15 protein-coding genes are annotated in these 24,692 nt (G+C 70.1%); 7 read left to right on the top strand and 8 right to left on the bottom strand.

The window, feature by feature from the left end:
• Nucleotides 1-73 precede the first annotated feature (73 nt).
• The gene (locus OWM54_RS40790) at nucleotides 74-1,945 is read left to right on the top strand and encodes a vWA domain-containing protein (RefSeq protein WP_267700816.1); all 1,872 of its coding nucleotides are present in this window, start codon (nucleotides 74-76) and stop codon (nucleotides 1,943-1,945) included.
• A gap of 84 nt (nucleotides 1,946-2,029) precedes the next feature.
• On the opposite strand, the gene OWM54_RS40785 is transcribed toward OWM54_RS40790, so the two are convergent.
• Nucleotides 2,030-2,602, bottom strand: a complete 573-nt coding sequence (locus OWM54_RS40785; RefSeq protein ID WP_223751791.1) for a hypothetical protein — start codon at nucleotides 2,600-2,602, stop codon at nucleotides 2,030-2,032.
• Between the two features lie 202 nt (nucleotides 2,603-2,804).
• Nucleotides 2,805-3,377: a hypothetical protein gene (locus OWM54_RS40780; protein ID WP_267700815.1), complete on the bottom strand. Its 573-nt coding sequence runs from the start codon at nucleotides 3,375-3,377 to the stop codon at nucleotides 2,805-2,807.
• A gap of 164 nt (nucleotides 3,378-3,541) precedes the next feature.
• Between OWM54_RS40780 and OWM54_RS40775 the strand changes: the two genes are divergently transcribed.
• Nucleotides 3,542-4,243 carry an expansin EXLX1 family cellulose-binding protein gene (locus OWM54_RS40775; RefSeq protein WP_223751789.1) on the top strand — a complete coding sequence of 234 codons (702 nt, stop codon included), beginning with the start codon at nucleotides 3,542-3,544 and terminating at the stop codon, nucleotides 4,241-4,243.
• Nucleotides 4,244-4,294: 51 nt separating this feature from the next.
• On the opposite strand, the gene OWM54_RS40770 is transcribed toward OWM54_RS40775, so the two are convergent.
• The 3 genes from OWM54_RS40770 to OWM54_RS40760 all read right to left on the bottom strand — a co-directional run bounded on the left by OWM54_RS40770 (nucleotide 4,295) and on the right by OWM54_RS40760 (nucleotide 13,066).
• Nucleotides 4,295-9,808 (bottom strand): DNA repair ATPase, encoded by a 5,514-nt coding sequence (locus OWM54_RS40770; RefSeq protein ID WP_267700814.1) that lies wholly within the window; start codon nucleotides 9,806-9,808, stop codon nucleotides 4,295-4,297.
• 144 nt (nucleotides 9,809-9,952) lie between these two features.
• Nucleotides 9,953-12,115 (bottom strand): hypothetical protein, encoded by a 2,163-nt coding sequence (locus OWM54_RS40765; RefSeq protein WP_141323116.1) that lies wholly within the window; start codon nucleotides 12,113-12,115, stop codon nucleotides 9,953-9,955.
• Nucleotides 12,116-12,244: 129 nt separating this feature from the next.
• Complete coding sequence (locus tag OWM54_RS40760; RefSeq protein WP_267700813.1) at nucleotides 12,245-13,066, bottom strand: hypothetical protein; 822 nt, start codon at nucleotides 13,064-13,066, stop codon at nucleotides 12,245-12,247.
• 181 nt (nucleotides 13,067-13,247) lie between these two features.
• Here OWM54_RS40760 and OWM54_RS40755 point away from each other — a divergent pair, with 181 nt between their 5' ends.
• Nucleotides 13,248-14,336, top strand: a complete 1,089-nt coding sequence (locus tag OWM54_RS40755; RefSeq protein WP_267700812.1) for a DNA topoisomerase IB — start codon at nucleotides 13,248-13,250, stop codon at nucleotides 14,334-14,336.
• 24 nt (nucleotides 14,337-14,360) lie between these two features.
• Here the strand turns inward: OWM54_RS40755 and OWM54_RS40750 are convergent, their stop codons facing one another.
• Nucleotides 14,361-15,347 (bottom strand): methyltransferase, encoded by a 987-nt coding sequence (locus tag OWM54_RS40750; protein ID WP_420715393.1) that lies wholly within the window; start codon nucleotides 15,345-15,347, stop codon nucleotides 14,361-14,363.
• Nucleotides 15,348-15,531: 184 nt separating this feature from the next.
• On the opposite strand from OWM54_RS40750, the gene OWM54_RS40745 reads away from it, so the two are divergent.
• The 3 genes from OWM54_RS40745 (at nucleotide 15,532) to OWM54_RS40735 (ending at nucleotide 19,261) form a co-directional block, all read left to right on the top strand.
• Nucleotides 15,532-16,236 carry a 2OG-Fe(II) oxygenase gene (locus OWM54_RS40745; RefSeq protein ID WP_267700811.1) on the top strand — a complete coding sequence of 235 codons (705 nt, stop codon included), beginning with the start codon at nucleotides 15,532-15,534 and terminating at the stop codon, nucleotides 16,234-16,236.
• 157 nt (nucleotides 16,237-16,393) lie between these two features.
• Complete coding sequence (locus OWM54_RS40740) at nucleotides 16,394-18,682, top strand: zinc-dependent metalloprotease (protein ID WP_267700810.1); 2,289 nt, start codon at nucleotides 16,394-16,396, stop codon at nucleotides 18,680-18,682.
• A 207-nt stretch (nucleotides 18,683-18,889) separates the two neighbouring features.
• A complete protein-coding gene (locus tag OWM54_RS40735) occupies nucleotides 18,890-19,261 on the top strand; it encodes a DUF1330 domain-containing protein (protein WP_141323122.1) in 372 nt (123 codons plus the stop codon).
• A 16-nt stretch (nucleotides 19,262-19,277) separates the two neighbouring features.
• On the opposite strand, the gene OWM54_RS40730 is transcribed toward OWM54_RS40735, so the two are convergent.
• The gene (locus OWM54_RS40730) at nucleotides 19,278-20,933 is read right to left on the bottom strand and encodes an amidase (protein ID WP_141323123.1); all 1,656 of its coding nucleotides are present in this window, start codon (nucleotides 20,931-20,933) and stop codon (nucleotides 19,278-19,280) included.
• A gap of 108 nt (nucleotides 20,934-21,041) precedes the next feature.
• On the opposite strand from OWM54_RS40730, the gene OWM54_RS40725 reads away from it, so the two are divergent.
• Nucleotides 21,042-22,100: a patatin-like phospholipase family protein gene (locus OWM54_RS40725; protein WP_267700808.1), complete on the top strand. Its 1,059-nt coding sequence runs from the start codon at nucleotides 21,042-21,044 to the stop codon at nucleotides 22,098-22,100.
• A gap of 13 nt (nucleotides 22,101-22,113) precedes the next feature.
• Here the strand turns inward: OWM54_RS40725 and OWM54_RS40715 are convergent, their stop codons facing one another.
• Nucleotides 22,114-24,513, bottom strand: a complete 2,400-nt coding sequence (locus OWM54_RS40715; RefSeq protein ID WP_420715365.1) for a cation:proton antiporter — start codon at nucleotides 24,511-24,513, stop codon at nucleotides 22,114-22,116.
• Nucleotides 24,514-24,692: the final 179 nt, after the last annotated feature.

Below are 24,692 nucleotides of genomic sequence, written 5' to 3'. Positions count from 1 at the left end.
CGGGGGAATAGACCCATTTCCCAGGTCGTGCGTTTCGAAGCGGCGAACGTCGTATCCGTCCCCCGGAGAACGCATGTCCCAGTCCTTCCTGAAGCGCCGCCTGAGCCAGTGGGGAAGTGCCCTGCTCGTCGCCTGCACCCTGCCGGCGTGCACGTCGTCCAAGCCCACCGCGGAGGGCCTCTCCGTGGCCCCCCAGGCCGACTACAAGCCCCGGGCCGCCCACCGAGATGACGCGGCGCAGGACGGCGCCAAGGACGAGCGCAGGGAGAAGGCCCCCGCGGGCGCCGTGGCGCAGGCGATGCGGCCCGAGGCGCCCAAGGCCGACCCCCACACGTTCGCCGAGACCGAGCACGACGAGTCCTCCGCGGTGGAAGGCGCGCCCATGGAGGAGCCGAGCGCAGTGATGATGGCCGCGCCTCCTCCGCCGAGCCCCGCCACGCTGGGCGGCGCGGGCGCCGCGCCCAGGTCCATGGAGCTCGCCAAGCGCGCGGCCCCCGGCCCCAGCAAGAGCATGCCCAGCCTCCCCACGCGCAAGCCCGCGCAGGACACGCTGGCCCCGGCGGACGCGGACACCACGCACCAGGGCAACACGTTCGAGAACTGGAAGCCCAACGCCTTCACCGAGACGGCCAAGGACGCGCTGTCCACCTTCGCCGCGGACGTGGACACCGCGTCGTACACGGTGGCCCGCCGCTACCTGCAGCAGGGCAACCTGCCGCCGGCCTCCGCGGTGCGCGTGGAGGAGTTCGTCAACTACTTCAAGTACCGCTACGCCCCGCCGGAGAAGGGCGCGTTCACGGTGCACCTGGAGGCGGCGCCCTCCCCGTTCGACTCGAAGCGCCACTTCGTGCGCGTGGGCGTGCAGGGCAAGGTCGTCTCGCGCTCGCAGCGCAAGCCCGCGCACCTGGTGTTCCTCATCGACACCAGCGGCTCCATGGCGTCGCAGGACAAGCTGCCGCTCGCCAAGGAGGCCATCAAGATCGCCGTGAAGAACCTCAACGAGAACGACACGGTGGCCATCGTCACCTACGCGGGCTCGACGCGGGACGTGCTGGCGCCCACGCCCGCCACGGACGTCAAGCGCATCCACGCGGCGCTGGACGAGCTGGAGTCCGGCGGCGGCACGGCGATGGGCTCGGGCATGGAGATGGCCTACAAGCACGCGGTGAAGAAGGCGTCCGGGCAGGTCGTCTCCCGCGTCGTGGTGCTCACCGACGGCGACGCCAACATCGGCAGCGTGTCCCCGGAGTCCATGCTGGAGAGCATCCGCAAGTATGTGGCCGAGGGCGTCACCCTCACCACCGTGGGCTTCGGCATGGGCAACTACCGCGACGACATGATGGAGAAGCTGGCCGACAAGGGGAACGGCAACAGCTTCTACGTGGACAGCTACAAGGAGGCCAAGAAGGTCTTCGAGACGCAGCTGACGGGCACGCTGGAGGTCATCGCCAAGGACGTGAAGCTGCAGGTGGAGTTCAACCCCGCCGCCGTGAGCCGCTACCGCCTGGTCGGCTACGAGAACCGCGACGTGGCGGACAAGGACTTCCGCGACGACAAGGTGGACGCGGGTGAGATTGGCGCGGGCCACAACGTGACGGCGCTGTACGAGGTGGAGCTGGTGAAGGGCGCCAGGGAGTCGCTGGCCACGGTGCGCGTGCGCGCCAAGGCGCCCAACGGCACGGAGGCCTCCGAGCAGGCCTTCCCGCTGGAGCGCTCGCTGCTGCGCGACTCGTTGGAGGCGGCCTCGCCCGACTTCCGCTTCGCGCTGGCCGTGGCCGCCACCGCCGACGTGCTGCGCGGCAACCCGGCCGCCGAGGGCTGGAGCCTGGCCACCGCGCAGAAGCTGGCCGAGGGCGCCGTGGGCGGTGACGCGGACCGCGCCGAGTTCGTCCGGCTGGTGACGCAGGCCCGCGCGCTGTCGGGTGCCTCGGCGCGCGGTCGCTGAAGAGAGGTTCGCTGTCGGGGGTCGTGGGGTGGAAGGCCCACTGGGGGAGCCTTCCACCCCACTTTTTCATTCCGGCACGCCCGCTCAGAACGCGAGGACGGTGCCCGGCGTGGTGCTGGTGAAGAAGTCGGGGTACGACACCACGAACTCCGGGCCGGTGCCCGTCTCACCGTAGATGACGCCGGCCTTGGTCCCGTAGGACGTCAGCGTCGTGCCGTCCAGCTCGATGGCCACCGACGTCAGGTCAATCGTGCCGGACACCTGGTGGCCATCCCGCCGGACGATGGTCATCGTCTCCGGGTCCACGTGGAAGAAGCTCAGCGTGCGGTAGGGCCCGCCGCCATAGCTGCTCTTGTAGGTGAGGCCCACCGCCACGCCCAGCTCGTTGGCCGCGACGTACAGCGACGGGGGCGCGTAGCCGCTGGACGAGGGCAGGGACAGGCTCGCCGCCGCCCACGGGCACGACGCGGACGCGCGCCGGTGCAGCTTGTTCTCGGTGACGGGAGGCACCGGGGCCTGCGTCACGACCACCGACGTCACCTCGAACGTGCAGCCCCTGGACGTCGCCGTGGACGACAGCGCCGCCTCCCGAGCCTCCAGTGACGCCTCCTGCTCGCTCCCGGGAGCCTCCCCACCGCAGGCGGAGAGGACCGACATCGCACAAAGACAGACAGACTTCTTGAGGAACCCCATGACGTGACAACCCCCGGTTCAGGAATGTGGCGGCGGCACCGTACCACCCCCGCAATGTCTTGCATCCGGAATCGCAGCCAGACAAAGACTCACGCGCTGAGAACCCCAACCCCATCCTCTCCGTCTCCGAGAATCACCTGGAGGCCCGGTCCGCCCACGGCCGCGCTCAGTACGCGACGACGCTGGGTGGGGTGGTGCTGGTGAAGAAGTCCGGGAACGTCGCGATGAAGTTGCTGCCGCTGCCCGTCTCGGTGGGGCTGATGATGCCCGCCTTCGTCCCGCCCGCGGTGAGCGTGGTGCCGTCCGCGCCGATGGCCAGGTAGCCCAGGAAGACGCTGCCGGTGCCCAGGTACACGGCGAAGCCGGTGTTGCGCACCACCGTCAGCAGCTCCGGGTCCACGTGCTTGATGCCCACGGTCCTGGGGGAGCTGCCGCTGTAGCCGCTCTTGACCGTGAAGCCCGCCGCCACGCCCAGGTCATTGGCCACCAGGGACAGGCTGGGTGTGGAGTTGATGGAGGTGCCCAGCCCGATGCTGGCCGCGGGCCACGCGCACGTCCCGGAGGCCAGCCGGCTCAGGAAGATGTCGTGGATGGGTGGCAGCGTGCCCGCGCGCACCACCGAGGTGAGCTCGAAGACACACCCACGGGACACCGCCGAGACCAGCTCCGCCTCGCGGACGTCGAACACCTCCTCGAGTCCGCCCGTGGGCTCCTCCACACCACAGGCCGGAAGGACCATCGCAGCACAAAGAGAGACAGCGCGTCGGAAGCTTCGCATGACGTGACAACCCCCTGGTTCGCGAACAGCGCCCGCACGCTAGCAGCCTGCAAGTCATTGCACCGACATTTCCAGGCAACGGGCCTGGGCACCGGGAGGACGCCTTGCGGTATCCTCCGCCACGTATGCGCCCATCCCACCTGTCCTCCCGAGTGCTGCTCGTTCCCCTCGCCGCCTCCCTCCTCGCCTGCGGCGGCTGCGGAAAAGATGACCCCTCCGGCGGAGGCGTGCCCCTGGGCGAGGAGCAGAAGGGCATCGCGACGTTCTACGACGCCACCGGCGCGGGCAATTGCAGCTACGACGCCAGCCCGGACGACATGATGGTGGCGGCGATGAACACGCCCCAGTACGCCAACAGTGCCGCCTGTGGCCAGTGTGTGGACATCCAGGGCCCCAGCGGCTCGGTGCGCGTGCGCATCGTCGACCGCTGCCCTGAATGCGAGGCGGGCCACCTGGACCTGAGCCGCGAGGCCTTCGCGAAGATCGCCGAGATGCGCCTGGGCCGCGTGGACATCACCTGGAAGGTGGTCTCCTGCGACGTCGCCGGCAACCTGGAGTACCACTTCAAGAACGGCAGCAACCCGTGGTGGACCGCCATCCAGGTCCGCAACCACCGGCTGCCCATCTCGAAGCTCGAGTGGCGACGCGGCGATGGCGCCTGGAAGAACGTGCCGCGCGAGGACTACAACTACTTCGTCGAGTCGGGCGGAATGGGCGAAGGCGCGTTCACCGTGCGCGTGACGTCGTCCACCGGCGAGCAGGTGGAGGACACCCTCCCCCGCGTCCTCGACGACGACAGCGTGCGCGGCACCCAGCAGTTCCGCTGACCCCGAGCACCCCGGACCGAGGCTCGCGCGAAGCGAGCCCCGGCCAGCCCCTCAGCGCCGCAGCATCGAGCGCAGGAGCTCCAGCGCCTCGGTGACGTTCTGCCAGACCTGGAGCGACTTGACGCCCTCCCCTTCGCCCTGCACCGCGCGACGGGAGGCCCGCTCCAGGGGCAGCAGCACACCCTCCACCAGCTCGATCTGCCGGCTGAGCTCCGCGGGCGAGGGTCCGGCCACGGCGGTCCGCTGGAGCGCCTCCGCCGGCACCTGGGCCGACACATTCACGGGGCGGTCCGCCAGCGCCGCGAGCGCTCGCGACAGCTGGTCCAGGTACGGCCCGAAGTCCTGCGCGGGCGCCTGCTGGACGACGGGCGCCTGTACGGGCATGGCCGCGCGCTCCGTCAGCGCCTTGAGCAGTTGGGCCAGGTGCTTGAGGTACGGCGTCAGATCCGGGCTCGCGGCGACGGGCGCGGCGGCCGCGACGACCGGAGCCTGCTTCACCTCGCGGCCCACCCGCGCCACCTCCAGCACCGCGTCGCGCAGGGCCTCCAGGTACGGCAGGGCCTCGGCCGTGGGGTCCGCCTCGTCATTCGCGGCGCCCTGGGCCAGCTGCGTGGCCGCCTGCGAGACGGCGTCGCGCACCGCGCCGAGCTGCTCCTCGATGCCGCTGAGCTGCCCGGTGACGCGGGCCACGGGGTCGTCCTCCTTGCCCCCCATGCGCTTGACGCGCGCGAAGCCCTGCTTGATCTCCTCCCAGCGCTTCGCCTTCTCCGGGGTGAGCCGGCCGCGCATCTCCGCCAGCTTCAGCAGATTCTGCTCCGCGGCGGTGGTGAGCGTCTGGGACTCGCCCTGGTAGTGGTCGTCGATGAGCCGCTCCAGCTCCGCGTCCGTCATCGCGGACACGAGCTTCTCCGTCAGCTTGCTCATGTTGCGGTAGCTGCCCTGGAGCTTGAAGGCCGGCTCGGTGCGGAAGCGCTCGTCCTGCGCCGCCGAGGCGATGTACTGCATGTTCACCTTCAACAGCACCGACTGCACCCGGAACATCCGCTGGAAGATGGCGATGATCTCCTGCAGCTCCGCCGCCGCGTAGCCGTGCTTCATCTCGCCCGCAGGCACCTCCTCGCCCTGGGCCATGCGGATGAGCCGATGCGTGTCCGCCGAATCCCGCGTGGCCAGCGGCGCCGTCACCGTGTTGGAGGTCAGCGCGTTCTCCAGGTAGCTCAGCGCGAACAGGTGCTCCTTCCCGTCCAGGATGTCGCCCAGGTTGTACGTGTCCGCGCGGTTGGCGAGCATGTCCGGGATGCGGAAGCGCTCCCCCGTCTCCGTGTAGGGATTGCCGGCCATGACGACGCAGAACTTCTTGCCGCGCAAATCGTAGGTGCGCGTGCGGCCATTCCAGACGCCCTCGACGCGGCGCTGGCCGTCGCACAGGGAGATGAACTTCTGGAGCAGCTCCGGGTCCGTGTGCTGGATGTCGTCGAGGTAGAGCATCACGTTGTTGCCCATCTCGAAGGACAGGTTGATGCGCTCCACCTCCTGCCGCGCGGTGGCGTTGGGCGCCTCCGCCGGGTCCAGCGACTTCACCGAGTGCCCCAGCGCGGGGCCGTTCACCTTGACGAAGGTGAGGCCCAGGCGGCTCGCCACGTACTCCATCAGCGTCGTCTTGCCGTAGCCCGGCGGCGACATGAGCAGCAGCATGCCCATGCGGTCCGTGCGCTTGCCCTCGCCCGCCGCGCCGAGCTGCTTGGCCAGGTTGGCGCCGATGAGCGGCAGGTACACCTCGTCGATGAGCCGGTTGCGCACGAAGGACGACAGCACCTTCGGCGTCAGCTCCTCCAGGCGCAGCTTGCGCCGCTCGCGCTCCAGCAGGTCCCGCTGCAACGCGCGGTAGGCCTGATACCGGGGCACGCGCAGCTGCCGGAACTCGCCCAGGCGCGCCAGGAACTCATCCAGGCGCAACGGCAGCTTGCGGTCCTGGATGCGCGGGTGGCTGCCCAACAGGCCCGTCACCTCGGCCGCCGTCAGCGCGCCCGCGGGCTCGCGGTCCAGCTTGCGCTCGGTGAGCAGCAACACCGCCGTCTCCAGCACGAAGTAGCCGGAGTCCCCGGGGCCGCCGTCCCGCTGCGCGAGCCACGCCTGCACCCACGCGCGCGCGATGTCCAGCCGCGACGCCAGGTCCTTCTCCAGCCCGCGCAAATCCTCCTCGAAGGCCGTGCGCGTCCCCTGCCGCTCCAGCTGCGCCAGGAACGCGTCCCGGAGCACCAGCGCCTCGCCGCTCGTGGTGAAGCGGGGCCGCTCCACGGCCAGCTCCTCCACCAGGTAGCCACCCGCCAGCCGCGCCTCCGCCGGCGAGTGCGAAAGCCCCTGCGCCTTCAGGAAGGCCCCCACGGCCTCGCCCAGCGCCATGCCCAGCTCGTGCAGGCCGCCCGCCGCGGAGAACGTCTGCCGCAGCCGCGCGAGGCTGCGCGCCCGACGGTGCAGGAGCGCCCGCGCCGCCTCCTCGGTGTCGAAGGCCCAGTACAGCGCCGCCAGGGCGCGAGGCACCGGAGCGAAGCGCAAGAGGCCCGCGCCCTGGTGCAGCGCCAGGAGCTTCTCCAGCACCGCGGCCGCGTCCACGTCGTGCACGCCGCGCTCGTAGCCCTCGTCGAAGCGGTCCGCCGCGTACGCGCGCACGGGCTCCAGCAGCGTCCCGCCGATCACCGCCGCGTGCAGCCCCGTCAGGGACAGGCCGTTCTTGCCCTCCTCCGCGTCGGAGAGGATGCACGCGGCCAGGTACTCGGCGCGGTACACCTCGCGCGTCTCGGAGACCAGGTGCTGGTCCCAGAGGTCCTTCTGCTCGAGCAGCGCCGGGTCCTCCAGCTTCTGCGCGTAGTCGGAGCCGGTGAGCTGCAGGTACAGCGCGCCGTCGCGCGGCACCAGCGTCAAATCCAACGGCTGGGTGTTGACGTTGAAGCGGTAGGTCCCCAGCTTGATGACGTTGTCGCCGTCCGCGAAGAGGTCCTGCTTGTCGCGCAGCGCGCGCAGGGCGTCCTGCTTGGCGGACTTCAGCCGCGACTGCACCTCGTCCGAGCGCACGCTGTCCTGCAGCGCCATCAGCTGCTCGGAGAGCTGCCGCAGCTTGAGGATCATCGCGTCGGTGGCGAAGTACGCGTTGAGCTCGTCGTCGGACTTGAACGCCTTGGAGCGGCGCTGCACGCCCTGGAGGATGCGCTCCGCGGCGCCGAAGATGCTCTGCGCGCGGCGCTGGCGCTCGTCCACCAGCGTCTGCTTGCGCGCGCCGAACGCCTCCAGCAGCTCCTCGCGCTTCTGGGTGATCTGCCCGAGGAACTCATCGAACTCGCCGAAGCGGCCCTCCAGCTCCTCCAGCTGCACGGTGAGGCGCGACAGGCCCTCGTCGCACTTCTCAGGCACGTCCGCCTGCGCCAGCGCGTTCTCGATCGCCTGCCCGAGCAGCTTGAACTGGGCGCCGAACTCCGCGCGCTTCTCGCGGCCGGACAGCTCCTTGCGCTTGGCGGCCAGGCTCGCGCGCACGCGGTTGAGCCGGCCGAACAGCTCGGAGATGCCCTCCAGGATGCGGGCGCGCGCGAGCGGGTCTCCCACCTGGAGGCCGCCCACCACCTCGCCCAGCACGGTGAGGCCCTGGGCCGTCTTCTCGATGTCCTCGCCCAGCGGCTGCAGCTCCGCCGTCGTCTGCACCGGCTCCAGCTTCGCGAGCAGCTCGTCCAGTCGCGCGGCCAGCGGCTGGAGCGCCTCCCCCTTCTGGAGGAACTCCACGCACGCGGTGCTGGTGGAGTCGGACGCCTCCACCACCGCCTTCTCCAGGGCGTCCACCCGCCCCAGGTCCATGTAGCGGATGTCCTTGAGGGTGATGAGGTGCCCGCGCTGCTGGCGCAGCTCCGCCAGCACCAGCATGAACTCCTCGGCGGTGGTGAGCAGCTCCGGCCGCACCCGCGCGAGCAGCTTCGCCTGGGCCTGCTCCGCCTCCGCCAGGGCCTCCGTGGCGCGCTTCTGGAGGGCGAGCACCTTCTCGAACTCGTCGATGATGAGCTCGGAGGTGCGCCGCAGCGTCTCGATCGGCTCCTGGAGGCCCGTCTCCGCGTGGCCCAGCCAGTAGTACGCGTCCAGCGCGCGCGTGGCCGCGGCGACCAGGTCCTCGTAGGTGCGCCGGCTGGGCTTGTCCGTCTTCGCGATGCGCTGGAGCGTCAGCGAGTCGGAGATGCCGCGCACCAGCTCCGCGTTGCCCACCTTGCCCAGGTACCCGGGCGCGGGCGGCGTCGCCGCCGCGTGCTCGTCCGACGCGAAGGGCGTCTGCCACACCTGCATCGGGTGCACGCGCGTGGGGTCCGCCGACGTCTCGCGGAACACCACCAGCCCGCCGTCCCCGAAGAGGCTGTACCCGTTGCACACCAGCGGGTTCTGCACCTCCTTGCGCACCAGGTTGTACGGGAAGAGCAGGTAGCGCCCCACCTCGCGCTGGTGGAAGACGTAGAGCACGTCCTCGCCATTCGGCGAGCGGATGACCTTCTTGAACTCCATGCCCTCGCCGGTGGCCTCACCGTCGAAGACCTTGTAGTCCCCCGTCTGGAGGTAGTAGCCGCCGGGGAAGATGATGCCCTGGTCCTCGGGCAGCCGGATGCACGCCTGACCGATGGCGTCGATGCGCACCACGTGCTGCGTGCGCGAGTTGAACACCAGGTAGCGCTGCACCTTCTCGCGGAAGGGCAGCACGCGCAGCAGGATGAGCGTGCCCACCTGCGCCCAGGCGAAGCGCGCGTCGTCCAGCGACTGGTTCGCGTCCTCCACCGGCTCGCTGTAGATGCCCAGGCCCGAGGACGTGTTGTCCTCCACCTTCACGGTGAGGTCCCCCTTCACCGTCTCCACGAAGACCTGGTCCAGCACGTTGACGTGCGGGTGGGCGCCCAGCACGTAGTTCTCGCGCGTGGCCACCGTCCACTCGAAGTCGTGCGACGGCGGGAAGGTGTGGTCCTTGTCGCCCTGGTTGTCGAGGTAGGTGGCGTTGCCGTCCGTGTCCAGGCTGAAGCGGAAGACCTTCAGGTCTCTCGCGGACTGGCCCGTCTTGAACACCGCCAACAGGCGCGCGTCCTTGCGCCGCAGCTGCAGGAGCTTCGCGTCCTTGTAGTAGCGGTACAGCTCGCCGAAGTCCTTGATGAAGCGCGGGTCCGCCAGGAAGCCGCCAGCTTCCGTGTGCGGCACCGCGGACAGGTCGAAGCCGTCCGCCGTCTTCTCGAAGCGGTGCAGCGAGAACACGTCCGCGACGGACGTCTCCTTCTTCAGCCCGATGAAGACGTTGTAGCCGAAGAGCAGGTACTTGCCGACGCTGACGATGTCGCGCGCCACGCAGTTGTTCTCGGTGCGCACGCGCTCGTTGCCGATGACGGCCAGCTCCGTGCCACCGAAGAACGCCTTGCGCCGCGCGTTGAGGTCCGCCGCCTTGGTGCCCAGCGCCTCCGCCTGCGCGAGCAGTCGCGTCCGGATGACCTCGTAGCTGCCCCCCTCTAGCGCGACCTCGCCCGTGGGCGCCGCGCCCTTGCCACCTTCAGTTGCCATGAGTGCTCACCGGAATTGCGCATGGACCCCGCCCCGTCCCCCATCGAGGGGACGCCACCCCGGATGGCCCGGGGCGGAGTCGTCGTGACGTCATGGCCGCCACCGCACGGCTCGCGCGGCGATGGCGGCCCCCTGCTGATGGCCTCAGCCCTGCTTGTCGGCGGAGGCGGCCTTGCCGTCGGAGCCCAGCAGGGCCTTCAGGCTCGCCGCCGTCGCGTCCGTCGCGCTCGGCGTCATGCGGTGCAGCAGCGCGGCCACGGCCAGGTTCTGCGCGTCGTTGCTCAGGCCCGGCTTGGAGAGGATCTCCTTGAGGTCCGCCGGCAGGTCCTTCTCGCCGTTGACGTACCCGCCCAGCGCCTTCTTCAGCGACTCGCTGTGGTCCAGCGCGCCGTCCACCGCCGTGCCGAAGGACACTGCCTTGACGAAGCGCTCGAAGAACTCGCCGTCGCCGCCGACGATGTTGAACTTCGAGTTGGCGAACGCCTTGGCCAGCACCTCCGCCTGCGCCTGCGCGATGTCCTTGCGCACGCGGATGTTCTCCAGCTCCACGTCGCGCTCCTTTCCGAGCCGCAGGCGGAACTCCTCGTGCTCGCGCCCCACGCCGTCCATCAGCTTCATGGACGCCGCCTTCTCCGCCAGGCCCCGGGCCTCGGCGAGCAGCTTCTCCTGGATGGCCGCGGCCTCCGCCAGCTGCTTCTCCTTCGTCGCGATGGCCTCCGCCTCGCCGCGCTTCTGGATGGCGACGGCTTCCGCCTCCTGCACGCGCGCCCGGGCCAGGCCCTTCTCCTGCTCACCCGCGGCCTCCGCCAGGAGCTTCTCGCGCACCGCCTGCGCCTGGGCGTGGCCCTGCTTCTCGATGACGCCCGCCTCGGCCTCCTGCACGCGCACCTGCGCCATGCCCAGCTTCTCCGTGGCCGCGGCGTCCGCCTCCTTCACGCGGATGCCGGCCAGGCCCGTCGCGGCGGCCTCCGCCTGGATGCCCTCGGCCAGGCGCGTCTTCGCCTTGGCCGTCTTGTCCGCGGCCTCCAGGTCCGCCTCGGCCAGGGTGAGCTTCTCCTTCGCCATGTACACCGCCATCTCGCTGTTGGCCTTGGCGGCGTTCACGTCCTTGACGGTCTTCTCCTGCGCCTGGCCCTCGGCGGTGATGATGAGCGCCTGCTTCTTGCGCAGCGCGTCCGACTCCACGCGCAGGTCCTTGATGCGCTCCTCCTCCTGCGCCACCGTCTTCTCCACGGCGATGCGCGCGCGCACCACGTCCGCGATGTCCTTCTTCTGCTCCTCCAGCGCGCGCTCCTTGGCGATGCGCTCCAGCTCCGTCTCACGCTCCCGGCCGATGGCCGCCAGCGAGCGGGCGCGCTCCACGTTCTCCGCCTCCACGCTCACCTCGCGCTCGCGGTGCTTCTGGGCCACCTCGATGTCGCGCGTCTTGTTCTGCTCCTGGACGAGGATCTCCTGCTCGGCCTTGATGCGCGCCAGCTGCGCCTTGGAGTACTGCTCCTGCTTGACGCGCTCGGCCTCCGCGGACTCCTCGGCCTGCACGGACTCAATCGCGCGCTTCTGCTTGGCGGCCGCCTCCTCGCGCTGACGCTCCAGCTCGAAGATGCTCTGGTCGGCCTCGACGTTGCGCTTGGTCACCGCCTGGCGCTCGGTCTGCTTGAGCTCGTTGGTGACGATGTTCTGCTCGGTGGTGAGCTTGGTGATCTTCCGGATGCCCTCGGCGTCCAGGATGTTGTCCTTGTCCAACATCTCCACCGGGGTCTGCTCCAGGTAGTCGATGGCGCAGTCCTCCAGCATGTAGCCGTTGAGGTCGCGGCCGATGACCTCCACCACGTTGTCCTTGATTTCGGCGCGCTTGGTGTAGAGGTCCACGAAGTTGAAGTTCTTGCCCACCGTCTTGAGGGCCTCGGAGAACTTCGCCTCGAAGAGCTTCTCCAGCGTCTCCTGATCGCTCGCGCGCACGCAGCCGATGGACTGGGCGACCTTGAGCACGTCCTCGCGCGTCTTGTTCACGCGCACGAAGAAGGTGACCTTGATGTCCGCCCGGATGTTGTCCTGGCAGATGAGGCCCTCCTTGCCGCGGCGGTCGATCTCCACCGTCTTCAGGGAGATGTCCATCACCTCCGCCCGGTTGATGATGGGGAACACCACCGCGCCGGAGAAGGTCACCAGCGGCTCGCTCTTGAGCGTGTTGACGATGAGCACCTTGCCCTGGTCCACCTGCCGGTAGAGACGGACGATGGTGAGAATGATGCCGGTCAGGAGGATGACACCTCCGCCGACGGCGGCTACCAGCGTGATGGGATCCATGGCCTTTTCCTGTGAAGTATTGACGGCGGGCCTTGTATCAGGCGCCAGGGATCCCCCGCGAAAGCCCCCTGGCGTCGAATCCATTCACGGCCCGCCCCCCTCTGAAGCGGACCCGTGCCTCGACTCAAGTCATGCGCGCGCCCGGGAGCGCGCCAGCGCCGCGGCCCGCACCGGGTCGCGAAGCTGGTCCATCTCCTCCGGCAACAACCAGTCCACCGGCTCCACCTCGTACGCGTCGAGCTCGGCATCGTACGCGAGCACCAGGGCCGGGTCTCCGCGCTTCAGGCCGTTCGCCTTGGCGCAGATGACATTCAAGATGATGCCCGCGCCGCCGTCCTCGAACGTGGCGTGGCCGTTCCTGTCCGTGACGCTGCCGCTGGAGATGGTGCACACCCGGCCGAGCAGCGAGTCACGCCCCGGCGCCTTGTGCGCCACGAACACGGGCCGCAGCGGCCGCACCGCGAAGCCGGAGATGACCAGGCCCGCGATGAAGCACAGGATGCCCAGCGTGGAGTTGATGAGCCACGAGGGCAGCGCCCCGCCGAGCAGCGCGTGCGCCGGCGGCGTGGCCAGCAGCGACAGGAACCACGAGAAGAACGACACCAGGCTCACGGACACCGTGAGCGGAATCCCCGCGAAGCCCAGCGTGGAGAGGATGCCCCCGTCCACGTGCGCGTCGTGGTCATGCCCCGCGAGCGCCTTGCCGCCCTGGAGCGCCTCGCCCGCCGCCTTCGCCCCGCCCTCCAGCGAGCCCGCCAGCGCCTTGCCGCCACCCTCGATGGCCGCGCCCAGCGCCTTGCCGCCCGACTCGAAGTCGACGTGCCCGCCGTCCAGCAGGTCGATCCCCACCGCGCCCACGATGACGAACAGCCAATAGGTCAGCACCACGCCCATGGCGGTGGTGAAGAGGGCGGTGGGGAACGCGAGGATGGCGTCGAAGAAGGGCGTCATCAGCGCTCCGGACTCTAATCCACGGGCATTCCCTGCGAAAACCGGGGGGGTCGTTTTCCTGCCTGCTCCACGGGCGGGAAAGCAGAGGCGACCTTCGTTGCCGCGCGCGCTCGGGATTGGCACCTCCAGAGGGCCGGGACCCAAGGGTTCCCGGGGTCCACCTCCACCCGGAAGCCGCGAAATGCAAGCCACCGCCGCCACTGCCCGCCCGCCTCGAGCCCCCGCCCGGAGCCGGGGTCTCACGCGGCTGGAGCGGCTCCAGCAAGAGGGCCTGCGCCGCGTGGGCTCACCAGCCCGGGGCTTCCGCTACGTGGACGCGAGCGGAAGGCGCGTGGACGCGAGGACGAAGGAGCGCATCGAGGCCTTGCGACTGCCGCCCGCGTGGCGCGACGTGTTCATCTCCCCCTCCCCCACCGCGAGCCTCCAGGCCGTGGGCCGCGACGCCGCGGGCCGCTGGCAGTACCGCTACCACGCCGCGTACCGGAGGAAGGCGGACGAGGCGAAGTTCCGGCGCATCGTCGGCTTCGCCCGGGCCCTGCCGCGCATGCGCAGGCGCGTGAACGCGGACCTGCGGCGCCAGGGGCTGGGGCGCGACAAGGTGCTGGCCGCCACCCTGCGCATCCTGGGCACGTGCTTCATCCGCCCGGGCAGCCAGCGCTACGCGGAGGACAACGCGAGCTTCGGCATCGCCACCCTGAGGAGGAACCACGTGCGCGTGTCCGGGGACACGGTGTCGTTCGACTTCCCGGGCAAGAGCGGCAAGCAGCAGCACCGCCAGCTCACCGACCGGCGCGTCGCCACGCTCGTGCGCAAGCTCCTGAAGGTGCCCGGGCGGGACGTGTTCAAGTTCGTGCTGGATGACGGGCTGGTGGTGGACGTCCGCCGGCGCCACATCAACGCGTACATCCAGGAGGTCATGGGCGAGGACTACAGCGCCAAGGACTTCCGCACCTGGGCGGGCACCCTCATCTGCGCGTGCGCCCTGGCCCGGGCCCGGGCCCGCGCGAAGCAGGCGAAGGGCCCCGCGCTCAAGAAGAGCATGGTGGCCGCGGTGAAGGAGGTCGCCGAGCACCTGGGCAACACGCCCGCCGTCGCGCGCTCCTCGTACATCTACCCGTCCGTGCTGGCCCTGTTCGAGCGGGGCCAGGTGGTGGACCGCTACTTCGACTCCGTGGACGAGCTGACGTCGTCGCGCGGAGACCGGCTGCACTGCTCGGAGAAGGCGCTCTTGCAACTGCTCGACACGCCCCGGCGCCGGCCCGACGCGTGAGCCGGGCCGGGGCCCCTCCCGCGCCTAGGCCGGGACGACCTCCACCACGCTCGGCGGCATGTACGTGGGCAGCACGCGGTGCACGCGCAGGCCCGCCTTCTCCACCAGCGCGGAGTACTCCGGGCCCGTGCGCTCGCGGCCGCCCACCAGCACCAGCATGGCCATGTCGTAGAGGTTGCCGAAGTGCGGCACGTTGTCGCCCGGCAGCACCGTCTCCACGATGAGCAGCTTGGACTGCGGGCCCATCGCCTCGCGCATGTTGGTGAGGATCTTCAGGCTGCGCTCGTCGTCCCAGTCGTGGAGGATCTGCGACAGGATGTAGACGTCGTGGCCCGCCGGAATCTTGGCGAAGAAGTCGCCCTCCAGCACCTGGCAGCGGTTGCCCAGCCCCATCCCGTTCAGCCGCGCCGTCGCCTCCGCCTTCACGTGCGGCAGCTCGAACAGCGCGCCCTTCAGGTGCGGGTGCGACTGGAGGATGTGGCCCAGGAGCGTGCCCGTGCCGCCGCCCACGTCCACCACCGAGCGGACCTGCGAGAAGTCGTACGCGCCCACCACCGCCGGCGCGTTGAGGCTCTGGTACGCGGCCATGCTGCCGTTGAAGATGGCCGCGTCCTCCGGATGACTCGACAGGTAGCCGAAGAAGCTGTCCCCCATGAACTTCTCGACGGACGGCTGCCCCGTCTTCAGCGACGACACCAGGTCACCCCAGGCCGACCACGACAGCAGGTGGCCATGCGCCCGCAGCGAGCCGTACACCGAGCCGGGGCTGTCCTTGCGCAGCATCTCCCCCAGCTCCGTCAGCCCGAAGGCCTGTGTCTGTTCGTCCTTGATGAGCACGCCCAGCCCGCTGAGCAGCCGGAGCATGCGGCGCAGCGCGGGGGCATACGTGCCGCTCGCCTGCGCGAGCTCCTCCGCCGTCTTGGGCACGTCACCGATGATGTCGGCGATGCCGAGCTCCGCCATGATTTGCAGGCTGCGAGAAATCCAGAATCCGTAGACCATCTGGGTCATCACCGCCGCGGCCGGCGGAGAGCTGGGAGCAGCGGAGGGAGCACTGTTGACGGAACGAGGTTGCTGGCTCATGCAGGGGGGACCTTGCGCGGGGGGGAGGGACGGCCCCGCAATTCTGGAACCTAAAAGGTAGGCAGTAAAAGCCAATTGATCCGCTCCCCCTGAAACTCCGTTATTTCTCGTCTTGAGCGCCTACATCACCCACCGTCAAGCCCTGCCTCCCGGTGAGCTGGAGGCCCTCCGGGACGCCCTGCTCGGCTCGCGCTTCGTGGCGCGCAGCCCGTTGATGGGGACGTTCCAGGGCAGCCGGGGCTTCGCCCTCATCTTCACCCGGGAGGGCCGCCCCACGCTTGAGGCGCGCTTCCCCTTCCTCACGCCCTTCCTGGCGCGCGTGCTGGAGCCGGGGAGCGCGCGGGGCCTGCTGCCGTGGCGCGAGCGACTGTTCAGCGGACGACAGCCCCGAGCCGAGCCGAACGCCTTCTATCTGAACCTCCTGCTGCTCGACGCGGGCATGGGCGTGGGCCGGCACATCGACGCCACGCTCCAGGGGCCCAGCGGCGTGCCGGACGCCACGCCCCGCCACGTCAGCGTGCTCTACCTCCAGGTGCCTCCGGGCGCGCGAGGCGGCGCGCTGCGGCTGCTCGAGGACAACCGCCCGCTGGGTGAGGTGCGGCCGCGCCCGGGACTGCTGGTGCACTTCCAGGGACACCTCCAGCACGAGGTGCAGCCCTTCATCGGCGCAAGCGACGACACCCAGCGCGCCAGCCTCGTGTGCGAGCAGTACGTCTTCGCGCCCGAGGCCCTCGCGCGCCTGCCGCCCTTCCGCATCCAGTCCAAGGCGGGCTTCGCGGCCTACCTGGACTCGCAGCGCGAGCGCACCGACGGCTGACCCGCATCCGTACTGCTGGTGTCACCGGATTGCGCGAAACCAAGAAATCAATGTGAGGAGCAACTTCCAGGCAGGCTGCGCGGATGACTCTTTGCGGCATCTCCTGGAGCAAGGGGGAAGCCGCGAAGCGAAGTAGCGAAACCCCATGGAGGCAACAATGAGGTGGAATTCCCCGCTGCGGCGCGGCCTGTTCGGCGCCGTCACCACCATCTTGGCCCTGGGCGTTGGCTGCGGTCCCGCATCCGACGCGAACGAGCCTCAACCCCCGACCCCTGAAGCACCCGCCGAGTCATTGCAGGTGGAGCTGGATGACGCGTTCGTCGCCGTTCCGCGCAAGGTGAGCGCCGAGGAGCAGGGCCGGGTCGTCCAGCGACTGGACGGCTCCGTGTCCAACTCCGGCGAGAGCTTCTACCTGGCCATCCGCAAGAGCGAGCTGGGGCAGCGCTGGTTCATGTCGGCGTACCTCAAGCAGCTGCACCCCGGCGCGGTGTACTACGGCGCGGCGTCCTCGCTGGGCACGCGCGTGGTGAGCTTCAAGGAGCAGAACGGGAAGCTGTTCGTCTTCGACGCGGATGACCGCAAGACGATGAGCGACGTGTTCGACCCGGAGGTGCTCATCGAGGCGTGGCCCATCGTCAACGACTACGGCGCCTTCAACGTCCTGCGCGGCTCCAACAGCTACATCCTGGTGGACCCGACGGCGGGGCTCAACCGCTACGGGGTGATGGGCGAGGCCTACGGCGCGACCGGCGTGCGCTTCCAGACGGAGCTGAGCTTCGCGCAGCGCTTCCGGAAGATCTCCGACGGCGTCACGTTCGAGCAGGTGTTCACCGGCTACGCGGACGTGCCGGACCCGTCCGCGCCGGACTTCCTGGAGGACAACCTGTTCCGCACCTCCGGCACGCTGGGAATCGCCCTGCGCCAGTACAAGGAGGGCCAGGGCTACACCCCCACGGAGCTGCCGTGGCTGGAGCACTACTTCCGCGGTGAGCCGCGCATCCTCCCCAACACGGGCTACGTCACCCAGACGGCGGCGAAGTGGAACATCCGCCCGGGCATGAAGCCCATCAAGTGGATCATCACCGACACGGTGAACAAGGTGCAGGCCGACCCGCGCTTCGCCAACTACGACGTGGTGGCGGCGGTGAAGCGGGGCGTCGAGGGCTGGAACCAGGCGTTCGGCTTCAAGGTGTTCGAGGCCTCCGTGGGCGCGACGTCGGGCTTCGCGGACGACGACAAGAACGTCATCATCTTCGACCCGGACGCGTCCGCGGGCTTCGCCTTCGCCGACTGGCGCCTCAACCCCAACACCAGCGAGATTCGCGGCGCCACCGTCTACGTCAACGCGCTGTGGCTGGAGCTGGCCGACGGTGAGTTCGGCGACGACGCGCAGGCCGCCGTCGCGGCGAAGCTGAAGAACGCGCGCAAGCCGGTGCGCATGTCGTGGGGCGGCTTCGACAAGGACCACCTGTGCGCCATGCCCCTGCCCCCCATGCGCGACGACGCGCTGGCGAAGCACAAGAAGCTGCCGGGGCCCGCGGCGGAGACGCAGCGCACGAAGAAGGAGAAGGTGGAGGCGTACCTGACGCACGTCATCCTCCACGAGGTGGGCCACACGCTGGGCCTGCGCCACAACTTCGCCGGCTCGCTCGTGTACACCGGCGCGCCCAACAGCCCGCGCTCCAACTCGGTGATGGAGTACGTGTACGATCCCGACGCCATCTTCGTGGACACGCCGCAGTCCTACGACGTGCAGGCCGTCCGCTACCTGTACGATTTGTCGCCGGACGAGCCCACGGAGCTGTTCTGCACGGACGAGGACACGGAGCTCGAGCCGTACTGCAACCCGTATGACCGCTACTCCGACCCGCTGGGCGCCTTCTACGGCTCCACGTACGCGCTGGTGCAGGAGCTGCTGCTGTACGAAGTCCTCCCCTTCCCGCTGCTCGCGGGCTCGTTCGACTACTACCTGAACGCGACGCTGCAGTGGGCGCGCTCGGGCGTGGAGGTCGACCAGACGTACGCGTACGACGTCGCCATCGCGGCCGTGCGTCCTCCGCTCGCGGTTCCGCCGGACGCGGGCCCGGGCTACGGCGCGGTGGCCGATGACCTCGCCCGTCGCGTGCTGTCCCGCCTGTACCTGGACCCGCTCGCGGCGCGCGGCAGCTTCACGGCCACGCCCGGCGAGGACAGCGCCATCACGCCGCAGGTGCTCGCGGACATCCACGGCATCCTCATCAACGTGGACGGCGTGCGCGGCTTCCAGTCCCGCCGCGCCATGGTGGACATCCTGAAGAACATGCAGAGCCTGCCGGCCTACGTGGCCCTGCGCCAGGGCCGCGACGCGGTCCAGGCCCAGCTGGGGACGCTCAGCGGCACCGAGCTCATCCAGGCCGAGGACCTGCTGGCGCGCATCCAGGCCGCGCTGTCGCCGTACTACCGCTGATGCCGTGAAGCCCGGGGCCTGGTGCGCCGGGCTTCCGACCGGGGCCTCCGCCGCTCGCGACGTGCTCGTCGTGGGTGGCGGGGGCCCCAGTGTTTGAAAGGCCCGAGTCGCCGGCGCGCCAGGTGCACCACACTGCGCGTCTGGGAGACAATGGCCCGCCGTCTCGATGGGGGGCGGATTGATTCACAGGAGCGAGGAGGCATCACCGTGGCTGTCGATCCGCAGGGCAACGACATCGAGCGATTTCTCCAGGAAGACCCCGGCGGTCCCCTGGTGATGATGAACCTGGTGAAGTTCAAGGAGGGTGGCCGCGCCTCGTTCGCCGAGTACGCGAACGCCGTGATGCCCTTCATGCTGAAGGCGGGCGCGCAGCCGCTGTACGCGGGCGACTGCTCCACCCCGCTGGTGGCCGAGCCGGGCCAGACGTGGGACGCGGTGATGCTGGTGCGCTATCCGAGCCGCGCCGCCTTCCTGCAGATGGTGAGCGACCCGGAGTACCAGCGCTTCAACCACCTGCGCACCGCCGCGCTGCACGAGGCGGTGATGCAGGCGACGCTGCCGTGGGCCGCGTCGCCCTGAGCGGTGTAGCGCCGACTCAGCGCCCGGCGAGCAGCCGCAGCTCGGCGGTGGGCAGGAAGCCGGGCGGACGTCGGTGGCGGGTGGCCTGCTCGTAGGCGTAGGCGAGCTTGAGCAGCGTGGGCTCGCTCCAGGCCTGACCGATGAAGGACAGCCCCACGGGCAGCCCGCGCACGTAGCCCGCGGGCACGGTGAGGGTGGCGTAGCCGGAGACTGCGGCGGGCGTGGAGCTGCTGCCCAGCCAGTGGTCTCCGTTCACCAGGTCGATGAGGCTGGGAGGCGCCTCGGTGGGGGCGACGAGCGCGTCCAGGCGGTGCTTGCGCATCACCGCGTCCAGCCCCTGCTCACGCGACAGCTTGCGGCACGCGGCCAGCGCCTTGCGGTACTTCGCGTCGGTGAGCGGCCCGCGCGCCTGGGCCTGACGGAACAGCTCCTGGCCGAAGTACGGCAGCTCCCGGTCCGAGTGCTCCTCGTTGTAGCGGATGAGGTCCGCGAGCGTGCGCAGCTTCGTCTGGTCGCCCAGGCTCGCGAGCCAGGCCTCCGTGCCGGCCTTGAACTCGTACAGCATCACCTCGAACTCGTGCTCCTGGAGTTTCTCGACGTTGGGGATGGGCGCCGGGTCGATGATGATGGCGCCCTTGGAGCGCATGACCTCCAGGGCCTGCTCCGCGAGCGCGTCCGTGGCGGCGTGGTAGCCGTAGTAGTGCTCGCGCGGGACGCCGATGCGCGCGCCCTTGAGCCCGTCGGCGTCGAGGAACTTCGTGTAGTCGAGCCCGGTGTGGCCCTCACTGCGCGCGGTCGCCGCGTCCGCGGGGTCGATGCCCGCGAGCACCGTGAGCAGCGCGGCGGCATCCGCCACGGTGCGCGTCATGGGCCCCGCGGTGTCCTGGCTCTGGGAGATGGGGATGATGCCCGCGCGGCTGATGAGCCCCACCGTCGGCTTGAGGCCCACCAGTGAGCACGCCGAGGACGGGGACACGATGGAGCCATCCGTCTCCGTGCCCACGGACACGGCGCAGAAGTTGGCCGAGGTGGCCGCGCCCGAGCCGGAGCTGGAGCCCGACGGCGTCCTGTCCAACGCATAGGGATTGCGGCACTGCCCGCCCCGTCCGCTCCAGCCGCTGGCCGAGCGCGTGGAGCGGAAGTTGGCCCACTCGCTGAGGTTCGTCTTGCCGAGGATGACGGCGCCGGCCGCGCGGAGCTTCGTGACGAGGAAGGCCTCGCGAGGAGGCACCGCGCCGACGAGCGCGAGCGAGCCCGCCGACGTCTGCATCCGGTCCGTCGTGGCGATGTTGTCCTTGAGCAGCACGGGGATGCCGTGGAGCGGTCCGCGCGCGCCCTTGCTCTTGCGCTCTTCATCCAGGGCCTGCGCGATGGCGAGCGCGTCCGGGTTCACCTCGATGACGGACGACAGCGGCAGCGGGCCCGAGCGGTCCAGGGCGGCGATGCGCGACAGGTAGCGCTGGGTGAGGCCGTGCGCGGTGTACTTCCCTTCCCGCATGCCGGCCTGGAGGTCGGCGACGGTGGCCTCTTCCAGCTCGAACGGCGCGGGCAGGGACTTCGTCGCGTCGGGGCTCGCCGAGGCGTCGAGCGTGGCCAGCGCGGTGGCCGCGGCCGTGCCACCGAGGAAGGCGCGACGACTCAGATTCCATTCGGAGGGCGGGAGCTTTTTCATGGCGTCGCGCGCACTACAGCAGTGGTGCATCAACGGCCGCAACCCGGGTGGGACGATTGGAGGAAGTCCCGCGCACGCCGCGTCGCCCTGTTAGCGTACCGGGTCGACATGGCATCGAACCTGACGCTTCTGGCCGGCCCCGACGCACTGCGGCTCCTGCGCGCGCGGGGCCTGCGTGGTGACGACGTGGACGTCGTTCCTGGGGCCTCCGGAGGTCCCAAGTGGCTGGTGCTCGCGGGGCTGGACCGGGCGCTCTTCGGTGGGCTCTTCCAGGGGCGCACCCGTCCGCTGCACCTGATTGGCAGCTCCATCGGCAGCTGGCGGCTGGCGTGTCTGGCGCAGAAGGACCCGGTCGCCGCGCTGCATCGTTTCGAGGCGGCGTACATCGACCAGCGCTATCCGCCCAAGCCCTCCCCCGCCCTGGTGAGCGAGACGAGCGAGCGGATCCTCGACGCGCTCCTGGGCGATGACGGCGTGGAGGAGATCCTCCGCCACCCGTGGGCCCGGCTGCACGTGGTCACCGCGCTGTGCAAGGGACCGCTGGGCGTGGAGCATCCACGCGTGCAGCTGCTCGGGCTGGCGCTGTGCGCCATGGGCAACGTGGTGAGCCGCCGGAGCCTGAGCCTGCATCTGCAGCGCGTCATCTTCGACACGGCGGGCGACACCAGCCCCTTCGTGGGACAGAAGGACCTGCCCTCGGTCCACCTGCCGTTGACGAAGGAGAACCTGAAGCCGGCGCTCATCGCGTCGGGCTCCATCCCGCTGGTGCTCAGCGGCGTGCGCATCCCCGGGGCGCATACGGGCGTATACCGGGACGGCGGCGTCATCGACTACCACCTGGACCTGGACTTCGGCGCGGGCGAGGGCCTGGTGCTCTATCCGCACTTCTATCCGTACGTGGTGCCGGGCTGGTTCGACAAGGCGCTGCGCTGGCGACGGGCGAAGCCGCTGAACTTCCGCAGGGCCCTGCTCATCTCCCCTTCCCCGGAGCTGGTGGCGCGCCTGCCCGGAGGACGGATTCCGGACCGCACCGACTTCGAGCGCATGAGCGACACCGCGCGCATCCGCGCCTGGAACCAGGTGGTCGCCGAGAGCGATCGCATGGGCGACGAGCTCCAGGAGTTGATGACCACGGGCCGACTCGCCGAGCACGTGCGGCCGCTCTGAAGCGACAGCGGTGCTACGTGCGCGCGGGCGGCTCGCTGTCGAGCTGGACCTTGTCCACGTAGCACCAGCCCCAGCGCTCGCCCGGCTCCAGGGAGCGGATGATGGGGTGGTCCGACTCGTGGAAGTGCCGCGTCGCGTGCTTGTTCTTCGAGTCGTCGCAGCACCCCACGTGGCCGCACGTCATGCACAGCCGCAGGTGCACCCAGGTGTCGTGGAGCTTCAGGCACTCCTCGCACCCGCGGGTCCTCGGTCGCACGGGTCGCAGCCGATCGAGGTGGCCACAAGGCCCTGTGCCCGGCTTCGGCAGGAACTCGAGGGTCGCCTGCGTGTCGATGAGCTCCGCCGACGTGCGAGGCGCGGCGGGCACGGGCTCCAGCTCGAGCCCCTCGGGCGCGGGGGTGCGGAACAGCTCGGCGCAACGCTCGAAGGCGTCCGCGGCGCCCTTGAGCACCAGCTCGTCACCGGCCTCGAAGAGGGTGTGGGGCGTGACGGAGGTCAGCGGCACGTCGTCTCGTCGCAGCTCCAGGACTCCAAGGGCGCCGCCCGCGCGCTCGATGAGCGCCGCGACCGAGAGCCCCACGAGGGGCGCGCCCGGGCGCACCGACACGCGGCGGGAGCCGAGACAGTCCTTCTCCAGCGCACAGACGAGCAGCGGCTTCTCCAGCGCGCCGGACATGCGCAGCGCCGCGTAGCCGGAGCGACGCACGGAGTCCTCGTGGCCCTCGATGTCCTCGGGGGATTGGCGGTAGTCCTCGAGCACCGAGGAGAGCACGGCCACCAGGCTCTCCAGCTCCTCGCAGACCACGATGTCCGCGCCGGCCTCGCGCAGCGGCTCCACGTCCGCCACGGCGCGCACGCGGGCGACGAGTCGCAGCGTCGGGTTCTCCATCCGCGCGACAGCGACCACACGGTGGGCCATGGCCGCGTCGTCATCCACGACGAGCAGGAGCTTGGCGCGCTGCACCCCCGCGACGCGCAGCGTGCGCTGTCGGGCGTAGTCGCCGCGGAGCACCGCCATCCCCTCGGCCTCCGCCTCGTTCGCGCCCGGGGGACTCAGCGTGGAGACGAGGAAGGGAATGCCCGAGCCGCGCAGCACGCGCGCGAGCCTGCGTGCCCCATCTCCGTAGCCCGCGACGATGACGTGGTTCTCGTAGCGGGCGAAGGACTCGGCCGCGAGCGCCTCCGCCTCGTCCGTGGTGGGGCCCGCCTGCGCCACCGCGCGATGGACCTTGCGGGTGAGCCGCCCCTGGGCCCAGCCGCCCAGCCGTGACAGCAGCGGCGTGAGCACCATCAACATCACGGTGGCCGCGATGAACGCCTGCGAGCCCTCCTCCAGCCCCGCGGGGAACAGGCCCAGCCGACGACCGCTGCGCTCCAGCACGAAGGAGAACTCGCCCACCTGGGCCAGCAGCAGCGCGCTCTCCACCGCCACCGGCATGCGGTAGCCGAGCGCCAGCACCGCGATGCCCGTGGTGAGGACCTTCACCAGGAGCACCGCGATGATGGCCAGGAGCACCTCCGGCAGGTGCTCCACGAGGAAGCCCACGTCGAGCAGCATGCCGACGGAGACGAAGAACGTGGCGCTGAAGAGGATCTGCAGCGGGAGGATTTCGCCGAAGGCGTGCTCGCTGAAGCGGCTCTCGCTGACCACCAGCCCCGCCAGGAAGGCGCCCAGCGACACGCTCACACCCGCGAGGCTGGTGAGGTACGCGGTGCCGAAGCACACGGCGATGACGGTGAGCAGGAACAGCTCCGGTGAGCACGTGCGCGCCACCACCTCGAGGAGCCTGGGCATCAACCTGCGCGCCACCACGAGCACCGCGACGATGATGCCCAGTGCCTTGCCGAAGGCCCCCAGGAAGTGGAGTGGCGTATCGCCCTTCCCCGCCAGCACGGGCACCAGCAGCACCATCATCACCACGGCCAGGTCCTGGAAGATGAGCAGCCCCAGCGACACCTGCCCCACGTCCGAGGACGTCTCGCCCCTATCTCCCAGCAGCTTGAGGACGATGGCGGTGGAGGACAGCGCCACCAGGAAGCCCGTGAAGAGCGCGGGCCGCCACGCCACGCCGAACAGCATCAGCAGGCCCATCATCCCCACGGACGAAAGGCCCACCTGGAGCCCGCCGCCGCCGAACAGGAGCTTCTGGAGGCGCACCAGCTTCTCCAGGCTGAACTCCAGGCCGATGCTGAACAGGAGCAGGATGACGCCCAGCTCCGCGGCCGAGTTCACCAGCTCCAGGTCCTTCACCAGCTTCAGCGCGTTGGGACCAATCAGCGCGCCGGCGAGCAGGAAGCCGACGATGGGCACCAGCCGGAAGCGATGGCCGACATAGGCCATGAGCGCGCCTGCGAGAATCAGCACCACGATTTCCTGCAGGAACGGCGCGGTAGCGGTGGCGAGCTGGGGCATGGGGCGCGACACGCAGGCCCCGCGATGGGCCCGCCGTGTGCCTCCAGCCTGCTCCGGGCCCGCGTCCGGGCTTCATGCCCCACGGGAGCATTCGTGCACCAGTCAGCGCCCGCTGCCGCGCGAAAGCTCAACGGCCGACACCCTCGCGCGAGGATGCCGGCCGTCGGACTGCTTCAGAC

It is taken from the genome of Myxococcus sp. MISCRS1 (genome assembly GCF_026626605.1).
Lineage (GTDB): Bacteria > Myxococcota > Myxococcia > Myxococcales > Myxococcaceae > Myxococcus > Myxococcus fulvus.
The sequence above is the reverse complement of the archived record's forward strand: the minus strand, read 5'-3'. Positions and strand labels throughout refer to the sequence as shown.